The sequence below is a fragment of the Candidatus Mycosynbacter amalyticus genome (assembly GCF_025273655.1).
GTDB lineage: Bacteria > Patescibacteriota > Saccharimonadia > Saccharimonadales > Saccharimonadaceae > Mycosynbacter > Mycosynbacter amalyticus.
On record NZ_CP045921.1, the window covers coordinates 363580 to 377001 of the forward strand.

15 protein-coding genes are annotated in these 13422 nt (G+C 53.2%); 3 read left to right on the forward strand and 12 right to left on the reverse strand.

The window, feature by feature from the left end; all coding sequences use genetic code 11:
• Positions 1 to 59 precede the first annotated feature (59 nt).
• Entirely contained in the window at positions 60 to 614 is a 555-nt protein-coding gene (gene pth, locus GII36_RS01955) for an aminoacyl-tRNA hydrolase (protein ID WP_260764042.1), read from the reverse strand.
• A gap of 22 nt (positions 615 to 636) precedes the next feature.
• Between pth and GII36_RS01960 the strand changes: the two genes are divergently transcribed.
• Complete coding sequence (locus tag GII36_RS01960; RefSeq protein WP_260764044.1) at positions 637 to 897, forward strand: hypothetical protein; 261 nt, start codon at positions 637 to 639, stop codon at positions 895 to 897.
• Here the strand turns inward: GII36_RS01960 and GII36_RS01965 are convergent.
• The 5 genes from GII36_RS01965 to GII36_RS01985 form a co-directional block, all read right to left on the reverse strand.
• A complete protein-coding gene (locus tag GII36_RS01965) occupies positions 894 to 1721 on the reverse strand; it encodes a hypothetical protein (protein WP_260764045.1) in 828 nt (275 codons plus the stop codon). The two genes, GII36_RS01960 and GII36_RS01965, sit on opposite strands and share 4 nt — an antisense overlap.
• A gap of 70 nt (positions 1722 to 1791) precedes the next feature.
• Positions 1792 to 2484: an NUDIX hydrolase gene (locus tag GII36_RS01970; RefSeq protein ID WP_260764047.1), complete on the reverse strand. Its 693-nt coding sequence runs from the start codon at positions 2482 to 2484 to the stop codon at positions 1792 to 1794.
• A gap of 1 nt (position 2485) precedes the next feature.
• Entirely contained in the window at positions 2486 to 3889 is a 1404-nt protein-coding gene (der, locus tag GII36_RS01975) for a ribosome biogenesis GTPase Der (protein WP_260764049.1), read from the reverse strand.
• Between the two features lie 10 nt (positions 3890 to 3899).
• Positions 3900 to 4565, reverse strand: coding sequence for a hypothetical protein (locus GII36_RS01980; protein ID WP_260764051.1), 666 nt, complete (start codon positions 4563 to 4565; stop codon positions 3900 to 3902).
• Between the two features lie 87 nt (positions 4566 to 4652).
• Complete coding sequence (locus GII36_RS01985; RefSeq protein ID WP_260764053.1) at positions 4653 to 5765, reverse strand: glycoside hydrolase family 183 protein; 1113 nt, start codon at positions 5763 to 5765, stop codon at positions 4653 to 4655.
• A 108-nt stretch (positions 5766 to 5873) separates the two neighbouring features.
• On the opposite strand from GII36_RS01985, the gene GII36_RS01990 reads away from it, so the two are divergent.
• A complete protein-coding gene (locus GII36_RS01990; RefSeq protein ID WP_260764054.1) occupies positions 5874 to 6224 on the forward strand; it encodes a hypothetical protein in 351 nt (116 codons plus the stop codon).
• A 3-nt stretch (positions 6225 to 6227) separates the two neighbouring features.
• Here GII36_RS01990 and GII36_RS01995 read toward each other — a convergent pair whose 3' ends face one another.
• The 4 genes from GII36_RS01995 to GII36_RS02010 form a co-directional block, all read right to left on the reverse strand.
• Positions 6228 to 6923, reverse strand: coding sequence for a pseudouridine synthase (locus GII36_RS01995; RefSeq protein ID WP_260764056.1), 696 nt, complete (start codon positions 6921 to 6923; stop codon positions 6228 to 6230).
• A 25-nt stretch (positions 6924 to 6948) separates the two neighbouring features.
• Positions 6949 to 7767, reverse strand: a complete 819-nt coding sequence (locus tag GII36_RS02000; protein WP_260764058.1) for a response regulator transcription factor — start codon at positions 7765 to 7767, stop codon at positions 6949 to 6951.
• 58 nt (positions 7768 to 7825) lie between these two features.
• On the reverse strand, positions 7826 to 9910 hold the full coding sequence (locus GII36_RS02005) for a sensor histidine kinase (RefSeq protein WP_260764061.1): 2085 nt from the start codon (positions 9908 to 9910) through the stop codon (positions 7826 to 7828).
• A 170-nt stretch (positions 9911 to 10080) separates the two neighbouring features.
• Positions 10081 to 10626, reverse strand: coding sequence for an NADPH-dependent FMN reductase (locus GII36_RS02010; protein WP_260764063.1), 546 nt, complete (start codon positions 10624 to 10626; stop codon positions 10081 to 10083).
• Between the two features lie 91 nt (positions 10627 to 10717).
• Here GII36_RS02010 and GII36_RS02015 point away from each other — a divergent pair, with 91 nt between their 5' ends.
• Positions 10718 to 11023, forward strand: a complete 306-nt coding sequence (locus tag GII36_RS02015) for a winged helix-turn-helix transcriptional regulator (RefSeq protein ID WP_260764065.1) — start codon at positions 10718 to 10720, stop codon at positions 11021 to 11023.
• On the opposite strand, the gene GII36_RS02020 is transcribed toward GII36_RS02015, so the two are convergent.
• Both GII36_RS02020 and GII36_RS02025 read right to left on the reverse strand, forming a co-directional pair.
• The gene (locus GII36_RS02020) at positions 11020 to 12204 is read right to left on the reverse strand and encodes an NAD(P)/FAD-dependent oxidoreductase (protein WP_260764067.1); all 1185 of its coding nucleotides are present in this window, start codon (positions 12202 to 12204) and stop codon (positions 11020 to 11022) included. The genes GII36_RS02015 and GII36_RS02020 overlap by 4 nt on opposite strands.
• A 142-nt stretch (positions 12205 to 12346) precedes the next feature.
• A complete protein-coding gene (locus GII36_RS02025) occupies positions 12347 to 13369 on the reverse strand; it encodes a M23 family metallopeptidase (protein WP_260764069.1) in 1023 nt (340 codons plus the stop codon).
• Between the last annotated feature and the right edge of the window lie 53 nt (positions 13370 to 13422).

The following is a 13422-nucleotide window of genomic DNA, read 5'->3' on the forward strand; positions in this document are numbered from 1 at the left end:
ATAGGCGTGAACCATTTTCTGCAAAAATGTTGCAAAAACACAAAGTTTTGCGGTATGAACTATGTGTAGCTAGTCGAGTGAAATTTGTTCATGATACAGTCATCGATGATTTGTATGGCAGTCGGCTGGATATCTGTCAGGATTTTTTGTTCATTCGGGGTAAATTTACCAAGCACAAACGCCGTGGCGTCCATGCGCTCGGCATGCTCGGTCCAGATGCCGACGCGTGCTCGTTTGTAGTCTTGGCCGAGATGGGAGTTGAGTGATTTGATACCGTTGTTGCCGGCATCGCTCCCCCGCTCGCGGGTGCGAATGGTGCCAAGCGGCAACATGAGATCGTCATGCAGCACGAGTACATCTGCTGTGTCTATTTTGTAAAAATCCACCAATGCCCGTGCAGAGGCACCGGTGTCGTTGTAGTATGTGGTCGGTTTTACGAGAAGGACTTTTTCGCCTGCGTCGCTAAACTCTGCGATGAGAGCTTGAAATTTTGTCTTTTCTGCAAACCTCGCACTGCGTGTTGCAGCATACGCATCAAGTAGTACGAAGCCCACGTTGTGTCTGGTGCCGCGAAATTCTGAGCCTGGATTGCCTTGGGCGAAGATGAGTTTCATGTGTTTGTAGTATAACTAAGATATGGGAAAAGGTAAAAGATCACGGCATACTCATGAAGTATCAAACCCAGAAGCCGAGGCGCGAAGAGCTGAACAGGATCGTATCGTGGCGGAAGCGGCGCACCGCAAACGTATAGCTGGGTATATCAACGATTTAGGTGTAACGGGCGTGAGGGTGCGACAAGAGACGGTGCGTCGTCATGATGTCGATGACAACCCAAGGCATAAGCGCACAAGGGAGGAGGTATCAAAGCGCGCAATTCGAGAATCCGGAGCGGATTAGGCAGCGAAGTACTGTGCAAATTCCGTACGGAGCATATCGTAATTGAAGCCAGGTGTCCTCTCTTGCAGCCTGCCATAAGCTGCGCGGTCGTAGCGTGGAGTACGTACAAGTGGCACGAAGCAGACGATGGCGTTGCGGCCAAGTTTGGCGGTTGTATTGTTCGCAATGATCTGGTGGCATAGACCTTTGATCTCTCCTTTGCTATACAACTGGGTTTGCATGCTCGCAAACATGACGGCTTGATCGTCGGAGACGGGCATCGGGAGCCACATGCGTGTTGATGGGTCGAGGCGTTCACAGCCATCGGTCGACTCATAGAGATGCAGCGTCAAGCCGCTATGATCGACATGCGGCTCGCCGATGACGGTGCCGACAGCCACTGGTGGATAGTGCAAAAAGCGTACGAAGGCTGAAGCGGCGCTCGCAGCTGCTTCGGCAGCAAAGCCGTTTGTGCCGTAGTGCTGTTCGATATGTGCGCCTTGTGCGGCGATAAACTGCTCGAGTTCATCAAAAAGCGCACGCGCCGCGATGGCAAACTGAGCTGTCGCTGGGTCGTGCATACTTATAGCTATCAGATCTTCGAGACTGGCACGAGTGACATCGAAGTTTTCTTTGATATCTTTGCTTTCGCGTTGGCCATCGCCTTTTTTCTCGTAGCCAGTGCCAGACTGCAAGCTGAGCGCGGCATAGCGTTGCTTGGTGTCGTCTGGCTGTGCTAGGAAATCTTGCCATGCAATTGCTGCTTTTGCGACGCACTGCTTGATATTTGATGGGTATTCCACCATCTCTACCCCATCTTGTGTGAGTGATAATCGTTCTGTCATATGTCTAGCGTAGCGAGTTTGTGCAGATGAAAAAAGTGAGCCGCTACTCACTAGATTTTGCCAGTAAATATTACCTGGCTATTTGTTCGTGGTAAAATCCCTGCAGCGTTTCGAGTGTGTCGTCTCGCAGGGCAGCGAGAGTTTTTGGTATGAAGTCGATATGGTCGTTTGGTCTGCTGTCGTTGGCGAGTGCTTCATCTATCGGCACCCAGAAATTATCGCCAAATTCTGTGCTCGTTGGTTCGCCGCTCGCGTCGGTGCAGAGGCAAAACGGAAACAAGACATCAGAAAAAAGCTGTGCATCTCGATAGAATATACGCCGCTCGGTGCCGATATAACGAAATGTGCCCGTAAGGCCAGTCTCCTGCATGAGTTTGCGTGCAGCTCCCTCGAGCAGTGGTTCTGATTTGAGTATGGTGCCACCAGGAATGCCGACGATGCCGTAGGATGGTTGCGCGGTTCGGCGTTGGTTGAGAATGTGGAGTATCCCGTCTATCTCGCGCGCTACGACGAGCAGGACATTGTACTTGAATAGTCGATCACCCTGGTCGCTGGTATGATGGGTGTCAGCAACATGGCGCCTGCCCTGCTCGGAAAGTGTGTAGCCTTGGTGTGTTTTCTCTACTATGCCATCTGACACGAGTTTGCGCAGATGGTAGTTATATAAATCGTTGGGAATTTCGGCATCCGGTTTGAGTTTGGCATATCGCAAGGTATCCGCCTGCTTGAGCCGGGAGATGATGTCACGTCGTATATCGGACATGCTAGTCCTCGAGTTCAGCTTGTTTGGCTTTTTTGTATGCTTTAGTGACCGGAGCTTTACCCTCGGCTATGCGCTGCTTGTTTGCCTTGACCTGTTTCTCGTCGATGAAGCTGAATTTGATCGGTGTACCGGCGTAGTTATAGGTCTCACGGATGAGGCGTTCGAGATAGCGTTTGTAGCTCCAGTGAACGAATTTGAGATTGCTACCGTGGATGACGAACCATGGCGGCATGGTGTCTGTCTGTACGATATAGCGCAGGCGTGGATGAGTGTTTTTAAGACCTGATGGCGGGTGGGCCTGGACGGCTTTCTGCAATAAGTCATTAAGCACGCGCGTCTTAGTCTCTTGATCGCGGCGAGTTTCGATATCAAGTGCCAGGTCGAAGACTTTAGTGACGTTTTGGCCGGTGACAGAGCTTGTGAAGATGAGTGGTGCCCAGGGTACGAATTTGAGGTGGCGGCTGATTTGGGGCGCCAACGCGTCACGGGTAAACGCATCTTTGCCTTCGACTGAGTCCCATTTACTCACTACGACGATGAGGCCTTTGCCAGCTTCGGCGATGATGCCGGCCAAGCGTTGGTCGAGTGCTACACCGATCTCGTTGACGTCGATGAGGAGCAAGCAGACGTCAGCTTCTTCGATGGCTTGGAGAGTGCGTAGGACGCTAAACTTCTCAATCCCCCGTTCTTGTTTGCCCTGGCGTCGCACACCAGCGGTGTCGAGAAGCTCGATAGTGCGTTGATTGTATTTGATTTGTACTCGGTTGACGTCGCGTGTCGTGCCAGCGATGTTGGCCACGAGTGCCTGCTGTTTGCCGGCGAGAGTGTTGAAAAGATTACTTTTACCGACATTTGGACGGCCTATAAGTGCGACGCGGAACACGTCGTCGGCTTCTGCTTCGGTGCGACGTGGGATTTCTTGCACGATAGTATCGAGCAGGCCGATCGTGCCACGATTGTGCTCGGCGCTTGTCTGGACAATCTGCTTGATACCAAGGCGCTTGAATTCGTCGCTTGGCAGGCTGCCTTTGAGATCGGTTTTGTTGAGCACGAGGATAACTGGCTTTTTGCTCTTCAATGCTTTCTTTGCCACCAGGCGGTCATGATCTGAGACATACATGGTGCTGTCGACGACGACAAGGATGACGTCTGCGGCTACAGCCGCCTCTTCAATCTGCTCTTGGATACTGGCTTCGAATTCGTCGTCGGGATCTTTCATGCCGGCGGTGTCGACGAGCCAAAATTGGAAACCATCGTGCTCTACCCTACCAAGTACGTTGTCGCGCGTGGTCCCGGCTTCGCGGGCAACGATTGCCTGCTGCGCACGCACCATACGATTAAAAAGCGAACTCTTGCCGACGTTCGCTTGACCGATAATTGCTACGGTTGGGAGCTTGCTTGCCATGTGATGCTAATTATACCAGAGGTAGCGAGTCTTTGCGAGCATGAGCAGTTTGCGCATAGGTTGCGCTGAATAGACGGGGGTCTTTGATGCAGATGTCGAGTAGTGCAAATGAGATAGGTGCGAGCTGATGGGCTTTTTGAGCTCGGCAGATTTTGGCGGGGTCGATATCTTTGTTCTCTTGCTCTTCATAACTTGCTCTGAATTGTCCTAAGGAATACGAGAGACCAGGATGTGAAAGTCTCCCGCTTTGCCATTTGTAGATATATGCTTCGGGCACCTCAAGTGTACACGTGGCATCTTGGCCTAGGCATAACATGCCCTCTAGATGGCGCGCAACGGCATTGGGCTGCGATGCTATATCGGCTAGGGGCAGCATGGCCGCTTCTGACTGCAGATAACCTATAGCATCCGAGTACTCCACCTCCTGCTCTGCTGCAGCGGAGATGGCGTGATCTAAATAGCGCATGATAACCTTTGTACCATGCTCAATACCGCCCTTTTGCCCATCGCTTAGATCCGTTATACGCTTGTCGACGCTTGCTTGATAGATTTCCTGAAGTGTGTGTTCTGCGGCTCCCACGTACGGTATATGTAAAGCTGCGGTAGTTTCGAGCGACTCGTCACCGCTCCAATTGGCTGCCGCGGTTGTGAATTCATGTCCAAATGACCGCATCATGATTTATATACAATACCTTTTTTGGGTAAAAATGCAAAACGGGCATGACACCGACTTTCGTCGAGGCCATGCCCGTGCGCACAGAGCTTACTCCTTTCTGGGCGATGGATAGATGGAGAGACCAGACAGTTGGCTGACATCATACCGATGCGTGACGCCACTATGGCGCTGCCAGCTGCTCACCATGAGGGTGAGATTGTTTTTCGTCGACAGCGGATGAATGAATCCGCCGTAGAGAAAGTCCAATTCGTGGTATGTGACTTGCACTGTCGGTGCACTCCACTGACCAGTTGGCTTGTCGGTGTAGCGTGTCACGATCGCGCCAGTGGTGAGATCGAAATACGCCATAACCCATGTGCCGTCCTGCAGTTTGCGCAGCGACGGTTCACCGAAGCGTCCACGGAGGATGCCTCGAGTGCAAGTGGTTGTCCACTTGGTGCCATTCCAGCAGCGGTAAGCAGTTGGCGTGAGAATATCCCGCCAGGGTACCCGTCGTAGGAACATGGGACCATCGACACGACCAGCGCGGACGCCGATCATGTAGACGTAGTCGCCATCGAGCTGCATGGAGACCATCTGGGTAGCACTTCTGCCACCGCGACTACCCCATCTCACGCCGGTCCGATGAAAACTATTGCCGTCATCGGTGCTAAGCGCAAGCTCAGAGTAATTGGTGGTCCAAGTACCTGGTGGCCATCCTGAAACGCTCTGGAGTGACATTACCTGACGACCGTCGGGTAATACTACAACATCATTTGGTATAGCGCTGACTTCTCCGCCGCTGTTGTGGCCGTTGTGAGTCACTTCGGGTGTATAGCCGTCTCCTTGGATGCCTGCAGCATCGTCGAACTGAATCATCTGATGCTTTGGGTCGCTCGACGAATGCAGGATCACAGGTGAACGCCAGCCGTTACCACTATCGGGCGTTGGCGACGAAAATGTATCACCAAATGTAATACCTACACTGCCGTCACGTCGCAGATATGGGATACCTAGATCGGTGCCACATACACTCCAACGTGCACAGGCCTCGTTATTCGCCGTGCCGGTGAGGCGTGTGAGCGAGCGAGGCTGTTCGGGCGCGTAGGGCTGCTTAGGCTCAACGCGCTCGAGTGCACCAGTGGTGCCGCTGCCAAGCGTGACTGCCGTACAAGACGACAATGCTGCAAGGCAAAGCAAGATCAGCAAGAAACGTCTCATTGCTTTCTCCAATCTAAATTGTCTCTGTACGACTACCGGATCTCGATAGTATATACATTATACCATAAATACTTTATTTTTTCAAGTATTGATGATATAATTATATGTATGACGAGCAGTGCAAAGGAGACATTAAGTGTCGATAATGCTGAACTACAACAGGTTGCCACATGGTACGATGAGGCTGCCCAACTTGATGTAGGCGAAGAGATGCCTGGTTGCGCTGCGCGCATGTCACCTAGACAACTCGCCTACATAATGAATCGCTGTATGGATGATGTGGTGCAGAACGCTACCGATGCCGGATATCGTCCACCACGCACGGCGCACGAAATCGAGACATTCTCGAAAGGCTATTATATGCGTCTCCAGGAAAACCACAGTTTTACTCAGAAGCAGCTGCCGCGATTGCTTGATGCCCTGTCGTCGCAGTGGTATTCAGAAGTTAAGACATGGTAAGTATCATTTTTTGGTCACGGTTTGGTGAGTGCCTGCCTTGAGGTCGGCGAGTTGATATTCACCGAAGTGAGTGCGGTGCAGCTGAGTGACAGTATAGCCCAAGCTACTAAACGTGCGACGTATCTGGCGATTGCGACCTTCGCTCATGGTGACAAGCCAGGCTCGTCGTGAGTCTTCCGACTTTCTTTCAAGCGTGAGCTTACTTGGTCCGTCCTCTAGTTGTACGCCAAAATCGTTGATCATCTGCTGATGAAGCGGTGCGAGATCTTGATTGAGTATGATTTCGTAGCGTTTGAGTTTGTAGTACTTTGGGTGGGTCATGGCTTGAGCGAAATCGCCGTCGTCGGTGAGCAGTATGAGACCAGAGCTGTCTGCGTCGAGGCGACCTACCGGTTTGAGGTGGTGAAGCTCTCTGGGCAGAAGCTCGTAGATAGTAGGCGTGTCTCCTTGGCGCCGACGCGAGCATACATAGCCTGTTGGTTTGTGTAGTGCAATATACGTATATGACTGCTTTTTGGTGAGCGGCTTATTGTTGACCATGACTGTTTGTGCTGGTGCAATCCGTGCACCGAGCATAGCTGGGGCGCCGTCTATTGTCACGGCTCCGTGTGCGATCAATGCGTCGGCTTTGCGACGAGAGACGCCGAGATGAAATGCCAAAAACTTGTTGAGTCGTTCGGAAGAATTATCAGGAGACATAGCCTATAGTATAGCGAATCTGCCGCTATGAGGCTACAGGTGGCTGAGGGGGCTGTGACGCTGTTGGCGCGGGTGTCTCGGGCGCGATGGTTGGCACGCCTGCACTCGCGAGCTCTGCAGCAATACGACTTGCCATGTCGTCTGGTGTCGGGGTGTCGTTTGCAACAGGCTGGATAACGCGCTCGCCTAGGGTAGCTGGTCGAGGCGATGAGAATGGCGCAGTTGGCTGTGGGAGCTCTCCTGTCGGTGCGTCAGCTGCGGGCGTAGCTACTGGGGTAGGTGGTGTTGGGGCTGCAGGGGCCGTCGGTGCACTTGGCACGGGTGTGGCCGTCGGTGCTACAGGTGTTGCTTGTGCTGGCGCGGGCTGGGCGTCGGGTGTGGCTGGTACTGCTGGCTGCGGTGCACTTGGCACGGGTGCTACAGGTGCTGCAGGCGCAGGTGCTGCAGGTTTGGCAAAGGTGTTTTGTGCGACAGGCGCATCGGCCAGTACTTCATGTACGGTACGAACTACATCTTCGATACCTACCTGTGATTTGACAAGATAGCGGTCAGCGCCGAGCTGCTCGCCGCGAGCGCGTTGATCTTCGCTAGAGAGCGCGGTCATCATGATGACTTTGATGTCCTTGGTCTCAGTCGTAGAGCGAAGGATATCGAGCATATCAAAGCCGCTGATTTTTGGCATCATGACATCGCTGACGATGAGCTGTGGGCGTTCTTTGATAGCCATGGCCAGCGCTTCTTCGCCATCACCTGCTGATACGATGTCGTAGCCTTCGGCGAGTAGTCGCACTCCATAAATTTCTCTCAGGCTTTTGTCGTCTTCTACGAGTAGTATCTTGGTCATATTGTCTCCATTGTACCTATGCTTTTACAAAAATACCATACTTCTTATGCACAAATCATCATTTCGGCTGTTCGGGACGTGGCGCAATGTACTGTGCCGGGTTGCGTTCGAGTGATGAAAGTGGGATATTGGCTCGTTCAGGGCGTGGGGTGGCACGTGGTGTTGTGGTCGTAGCTACTGGGGCGACGAGAGTATTTGGTTCAGCTGGGCTGACGATGGGCTGGGCTGATATAGCCGTGGGAGCGGCGGGTGCTGGCGCGTACGCAACAGCTCCAAAGCGACGTGGCTCTGGGTCTTCGAACTGAATCGGCTCGGAGGCAAGGCTGCTGGCGGGCTCTGGTGTGGCGGGTGCGAGCTCTACGGGTACTGCTTCTGCGGCAGCCGGAGTCGGCGCAGCGGTTTCGGCAATTGGCGCTGGCGCTGGAGTGACAACTGGCGCGCTCTCGACAGTGCCAAGTTCGCTTGCCACGTTAGCGGTGTCGCTGGCTGGTTGAGCACTGGCTTGTCGAGCAGCGAGTGCTTCGCGCTCCATAAGCTCGGTGGCTTTGAGGCGGTCCATGCGAGGGATCTCGATATAGAATGTACTTCCCTTTTTGTACTCACTCTCGACCCAGATGCGGCCGTCCATGGCCTCGATGAGTTTGCGACAGAGATAGAGTCCTAGGCCAGTGCCGCCGATCTCGCGGGTGTCACTGTTGTCGACACGGTAGAATTTTTGGAACAAGTGCGGTAAATCTTCGGCGGGGATACCAAGACCACTGTCGGCGATGGCAACGCGTACATAGTCGTCTGTAGCGGTCACGTCAACCGTCACGCTGCCCTCGAGGGTGTATTTGACAGCATTCTCCACCAAGTTGTCGAGGACCTCGCGGAGGTGATCTTTGTCGACATGGGCGAAGAGGACGGGTGATATGACAGTGGTGCCAGTTGTTGTCTTAGAGCCATCTGGCTTATAAATAAGCTCTAGACCCTTGTCGCTGGCTTTTGCTTGGAGGCCGACGACGATATCTCGGGTAAACTCAACAACATCGATGACCGCAGGAGTTTCTTTAAGGCGGCCATCGTCTGCTTTGGTGACGTCTAGCAAGTCCTGGAACAAGTGACCCAGGTGCTGGGCGGATGCATGCGCTTTAGTGATGAAGTCGCGCGCTTTTTCGTCGATCGTGGCCGTGTTGGGGTTGAGTGCGAGACCCAGATAGCCCTCAATACTGGCGACCGGTGTGCGCATTTCGTGGCTGGCGGTGGAGATGAATTCAGCCTGGGCTTTTTCTTCGTCGCGTTCCTTGGTAATGTCACGGAATACTGCAATGGCGCCGTCACCTTCACCCATCGGGCTGATGACGAATGCGACATAGACTTTTTTGCCAGATTTGGTGATGATGCATAATTCGTTTTCGCGGACTTGCTGACCGACATTGAGAACGCGGCTCACTGGATTGGCGCCGCTCTCGATTGGGGTGCCATCGGCGTTTTGAAGCTTGAGGATCGACTCAAAGTGCAGGTGCAGACCATCGTCTGCCGACCAGCCGGTCATCTGCTGAGCGGCCGGGTTGATCACCAGCACCTCGCCGGTTTGACTCACAACTATGACACCGTCACCGATGGCTTGGATAATTGCGTCGGATTTGGTCGACTCTTGTTCGAGTGACTTGTTGAGCTTAGTCATGTTTTGATCGTGTGCTTCCTCTATCGTCTCGCGTCCATGCCAGAGGATGTAACTAACGAACATCGGCAGGTTGCCGGCGATAGCTGCCACGATAATGTCGGTACGGATGATTTGACCGCTAAAGAGGCTATAGGCAATGTATAAGTTGACAGCTACTGTAATGCCAGCTAGGCCGTATAGCCCATACAATCCCGCAAATACACTGACTGCCATCCATACGGCGACGAATGGTGATCCGACTCCCCCGCTCTGGACGACAAGCAGTCCGGTCGTGACGACAAGCAGGCTGTAGAGCCCAGCAGAAAAAGGAATCAGCTTGTCTTTTGGTGTCCAAAAATAACAGACGATAGCTGCGATGGCAACAACTCCTGCAAGACCGGCAGTGACTGGCGAAATATAGAGTGTGCTCGCAAGTGAGCTATTGGTAGTGAGGTGCTGTCCCCAGATGTACAGCGCGATGATGAGTAACGCCAACACGCCAGACGCCTCGCAGATGCGCCTGTGCCAAAACGTGGAAACGTATGGAGTTTCGATGTGTGCCCCCTATTACCGTGATTCTTCTTATGGCTTATTATCGCTCAAGCGCCCGTAAAAAGCAACAAAAATAACCCCTGAATAGACAGGGGTTATCGTGCGAATACGCTGGGCTACTTACTCGCGAGCGTCGAGAGGACATTTTGTACAGCCGCTACCTCGTCTGCAGAGACGCCACTGCCGGCAAATGTACCGTCAACGACTGTCGCCTCGCCAAGCTGAACACCGGCTGTCTCGGGTACGAGATCGGTCTTGAGAAAGCCGAGGATGTCGGCGAGATGCTTGCGTGCGCTAGCTGCGCCGCCCATGTAGCCGTAGCCCAAGATAGCAGTCGGCTTGTCGACCCATTCGCTCGACAGATAGTCGATGGCAGATTTGAGGCTGGCTGGGATGCTCTGATTATACTCTGGTGTGAGTACGACGAGGTGCTCAGCGCTGGCAACCTTCTCTCCCCAGGCGCGGGCTTCGTCGCTGTCGACCGGTGCATACTGGGGTGGTACTGGTGTGTCAAATTTCGGTAAGTTTTGTTCTTTGAGATCGAGTAGTTCGACGCTATCGAACCCGGCTGCTTTTGCCTGTTCGCCTACCCATTCTGCGATACTGTGACCGAGGCGGTTGGTGCGGGTACTGCCGACGATGATACTAAGTGATTTGGACATTGTTCCTCCTTATGGTAAAATATTACTATAAATACTGTAGTACTTTATATTGTATAGTACTATAGAAATTAAAGCAAGAGGTGCCTAGGCTATGTCGATGTGTGATTCGTTCAAAAACGACCCTAAGTTCAAAGAAGCGCTCCGTGTGGTCGGTGATTTTTGGACGTTGCGTATTATTGCGGCACTCGAGAATGAAGATTTACGATTTTGCGGCATAGAGCGCGCACTGACAGATAGTAACCCTGCCACTCTGACGAACAGGCTCAAAAAGCTAGAAGAGCATAAGATCGTGGCGCGCCGTGAAGATAACGGTGATACGGTGTATACATTGACACGCCATGGCGCTGCCCTGCTACCTATCGTGCAGCAGGTGCATCAGTTTACCCAGGAGGTCTAATCAGCTGCTGAAAGATCTTCGGGGATACGCAGACGTGGACGCATACCTGCTCGCCACGTGTCGATTGCATGACCCATTGGTAGTACATCATGGTGGCCTACGATATCAGCTGCATCGCGCATAAATGCGCCCAGGGCACCCGTGAAGCGAATTGATCCGCGTTCATAGATAGACCAATTGTGGCCGATTGGGACGACGACGCCGAGGTTTTTTGTTTTGTGTTTAACGGGTTTGCTGCCCCAGCGCATACGTTGGATATGTCGTGCCACGAAGACACCGTCATGTACAGCTGTTTGAGCGAGTCCGGACAGTGGCGTATCAGCGTTGTCCCCTATCACGAAGATGTCGGGGCGAGCCTGCATGAACTCGTCGACAACGACTTTGCCGCGAGGGTTAAGGGTGAAATGCTGTGCGTTTTGCTTGAAAAATGGTGCATTGGCGACACCAGATGTCCAGATGATAGTCTGACTCTGGATTGGCTTACCGCTCACCATGAGGCTGTCTGCGGTGGCAGACTGCACCATTTTGTTGGTCTCGACTTTGACGCCAAGACTACGAAGACGCCGCAGCGCTGCTTTGGACGCCGCTTTGCTCATACGTGGCAATACGCGGGGTGATGCTTCTACGAGGGTGATATGAATCTTCTGCTCGCGGAGGCCGAAGAAGACGCGCAAGCGTTCCAAGTAGGTGCCGAGTGCACCGGCGAGCTCGACACCCGTAGGCCCTCCGCCAACAATCACATAGTTTTTGTCGATCACACCTTCGTCGCCCATCTGGCGAAACAGGTGTTTCTGCAATGTGCGAATTTCTGTTTCGGATTTGATGCCGTAGGCATAGTGATCCAGGCCTTCGATACCGAAGTATGTTGTGACACTCCCGAGAGCCAAAATGAGCTTGGTGTAGTGGTATGAGAGTTTAGTGCCTTTCAGTGTCTTCTTTGCTGGGTCTATACTTGTGATCGTGTCATATTTGAGACGAACGTTTGGATAGTTCCGGAATATGAATTCGAGCCCTACCCATGATTCTTTGTGGTCATGCCCGGTCGCCGTGCTATAGAGCGACGGATAGTAGACGAAATTGTGGTTCGCACTGATAAGTGTAATTCGATTGTCGCTGTCTTTGCCGAGTTCCAGTGCCGCCTTGACGCCACCAAAACCACCACCCACGATTGTTATGTTCATTGTCTCTTGCCTTTTTTATGTTTTGGTACAACTTTGGTTGCTTACATTGTAGCACTAAGCACAAGTGGGATGCAAGGTGTTCATAGAAAAGGAACAAGCTCCGGATTTCTCCGGAGCTTGTCCACATGTAGAGAAGTTGGAACTAGCCCGCGAATACCAGGTTACCTTGGCTGTCGCGGATGAACGCTGTCTTGGAGTCAGCTGGCCCCGCGTAGGGCTTGCCTCCCTTCACGTTGTTCGTGTAGGGGTTGGCATACGTGTGATCCGGCAGGATACCGAGGTCACTAGCAGCGTACAGATCGAACGTGTCCAATCTGTTCTGCTGGCCTTGCTTGCCATCTGCACCACGTCCGGCGTACAGGTTGAAGTGCAGCTGCGTCGCCCAGGTGGGAGACACCACCTTGTAGGCTCCCTGGGGATCCCATGGTGGGGTCACCAGGCGATTGCGCGGCAGCACTGTCCGGAGCACCGGGTTCCAGTTGTCGTACCAGTTGGCGCCGATGCCGGTGTCGCCCATGTAGCCAATCACCTGACCCTGGCGGACACGCTTGCCCACCCTGATCAACTCACTCTGGGGTCGCAAGATCCCATCTGGAGAATAGTTGGTGATCGTCTGATTGCCGACGGTCACTGTTCCGCTGGGGGTGGATGTGACGTACGGGATACCGGCTGCCACACGGTCCAGGTGGATATACTGCGTCACCCAGTGCGGGTTACCGGGCACTCCTGTGGCGAGTTTGTCGTGCACCACCTCGACGAACAAGCCCGCACCTTCGTCGATGTAGTTGATCTGCCGACCGGTGATCGGGTCTTTGTAGTTCACCAGCTCGATGAGCCTTTGGTACGTGTAGTACGCCCAGCCATCTGCCGCCGCCACAATTGGGGCACCGTATGGATAACCCTCGAAATCGATTGCAGCATGGACACCAGGCCCGATGACTGTCTCCTCAGTTGCCTCCTCATTCCACCCTTGAGTGACTGTGAGGCGCTGTCCAAACGCACGTTTGAACGGCAACTTCAGAAACGGTTGATCGACGGGCACGATGCCTGCCGGCCTTGGAGGGTTCCAGGTATCAGCAGAGGCCGTACCCGGCGTCATGACCCCGAGCACCGCCATCGCCAAAACTGCCAGAAATACGATACTGCTTTTTGCAGTATTTCTCATTGTCCGTCCCTTCTACTCGTGGACAGTTATATATTATAACATCTTTTGTCAAA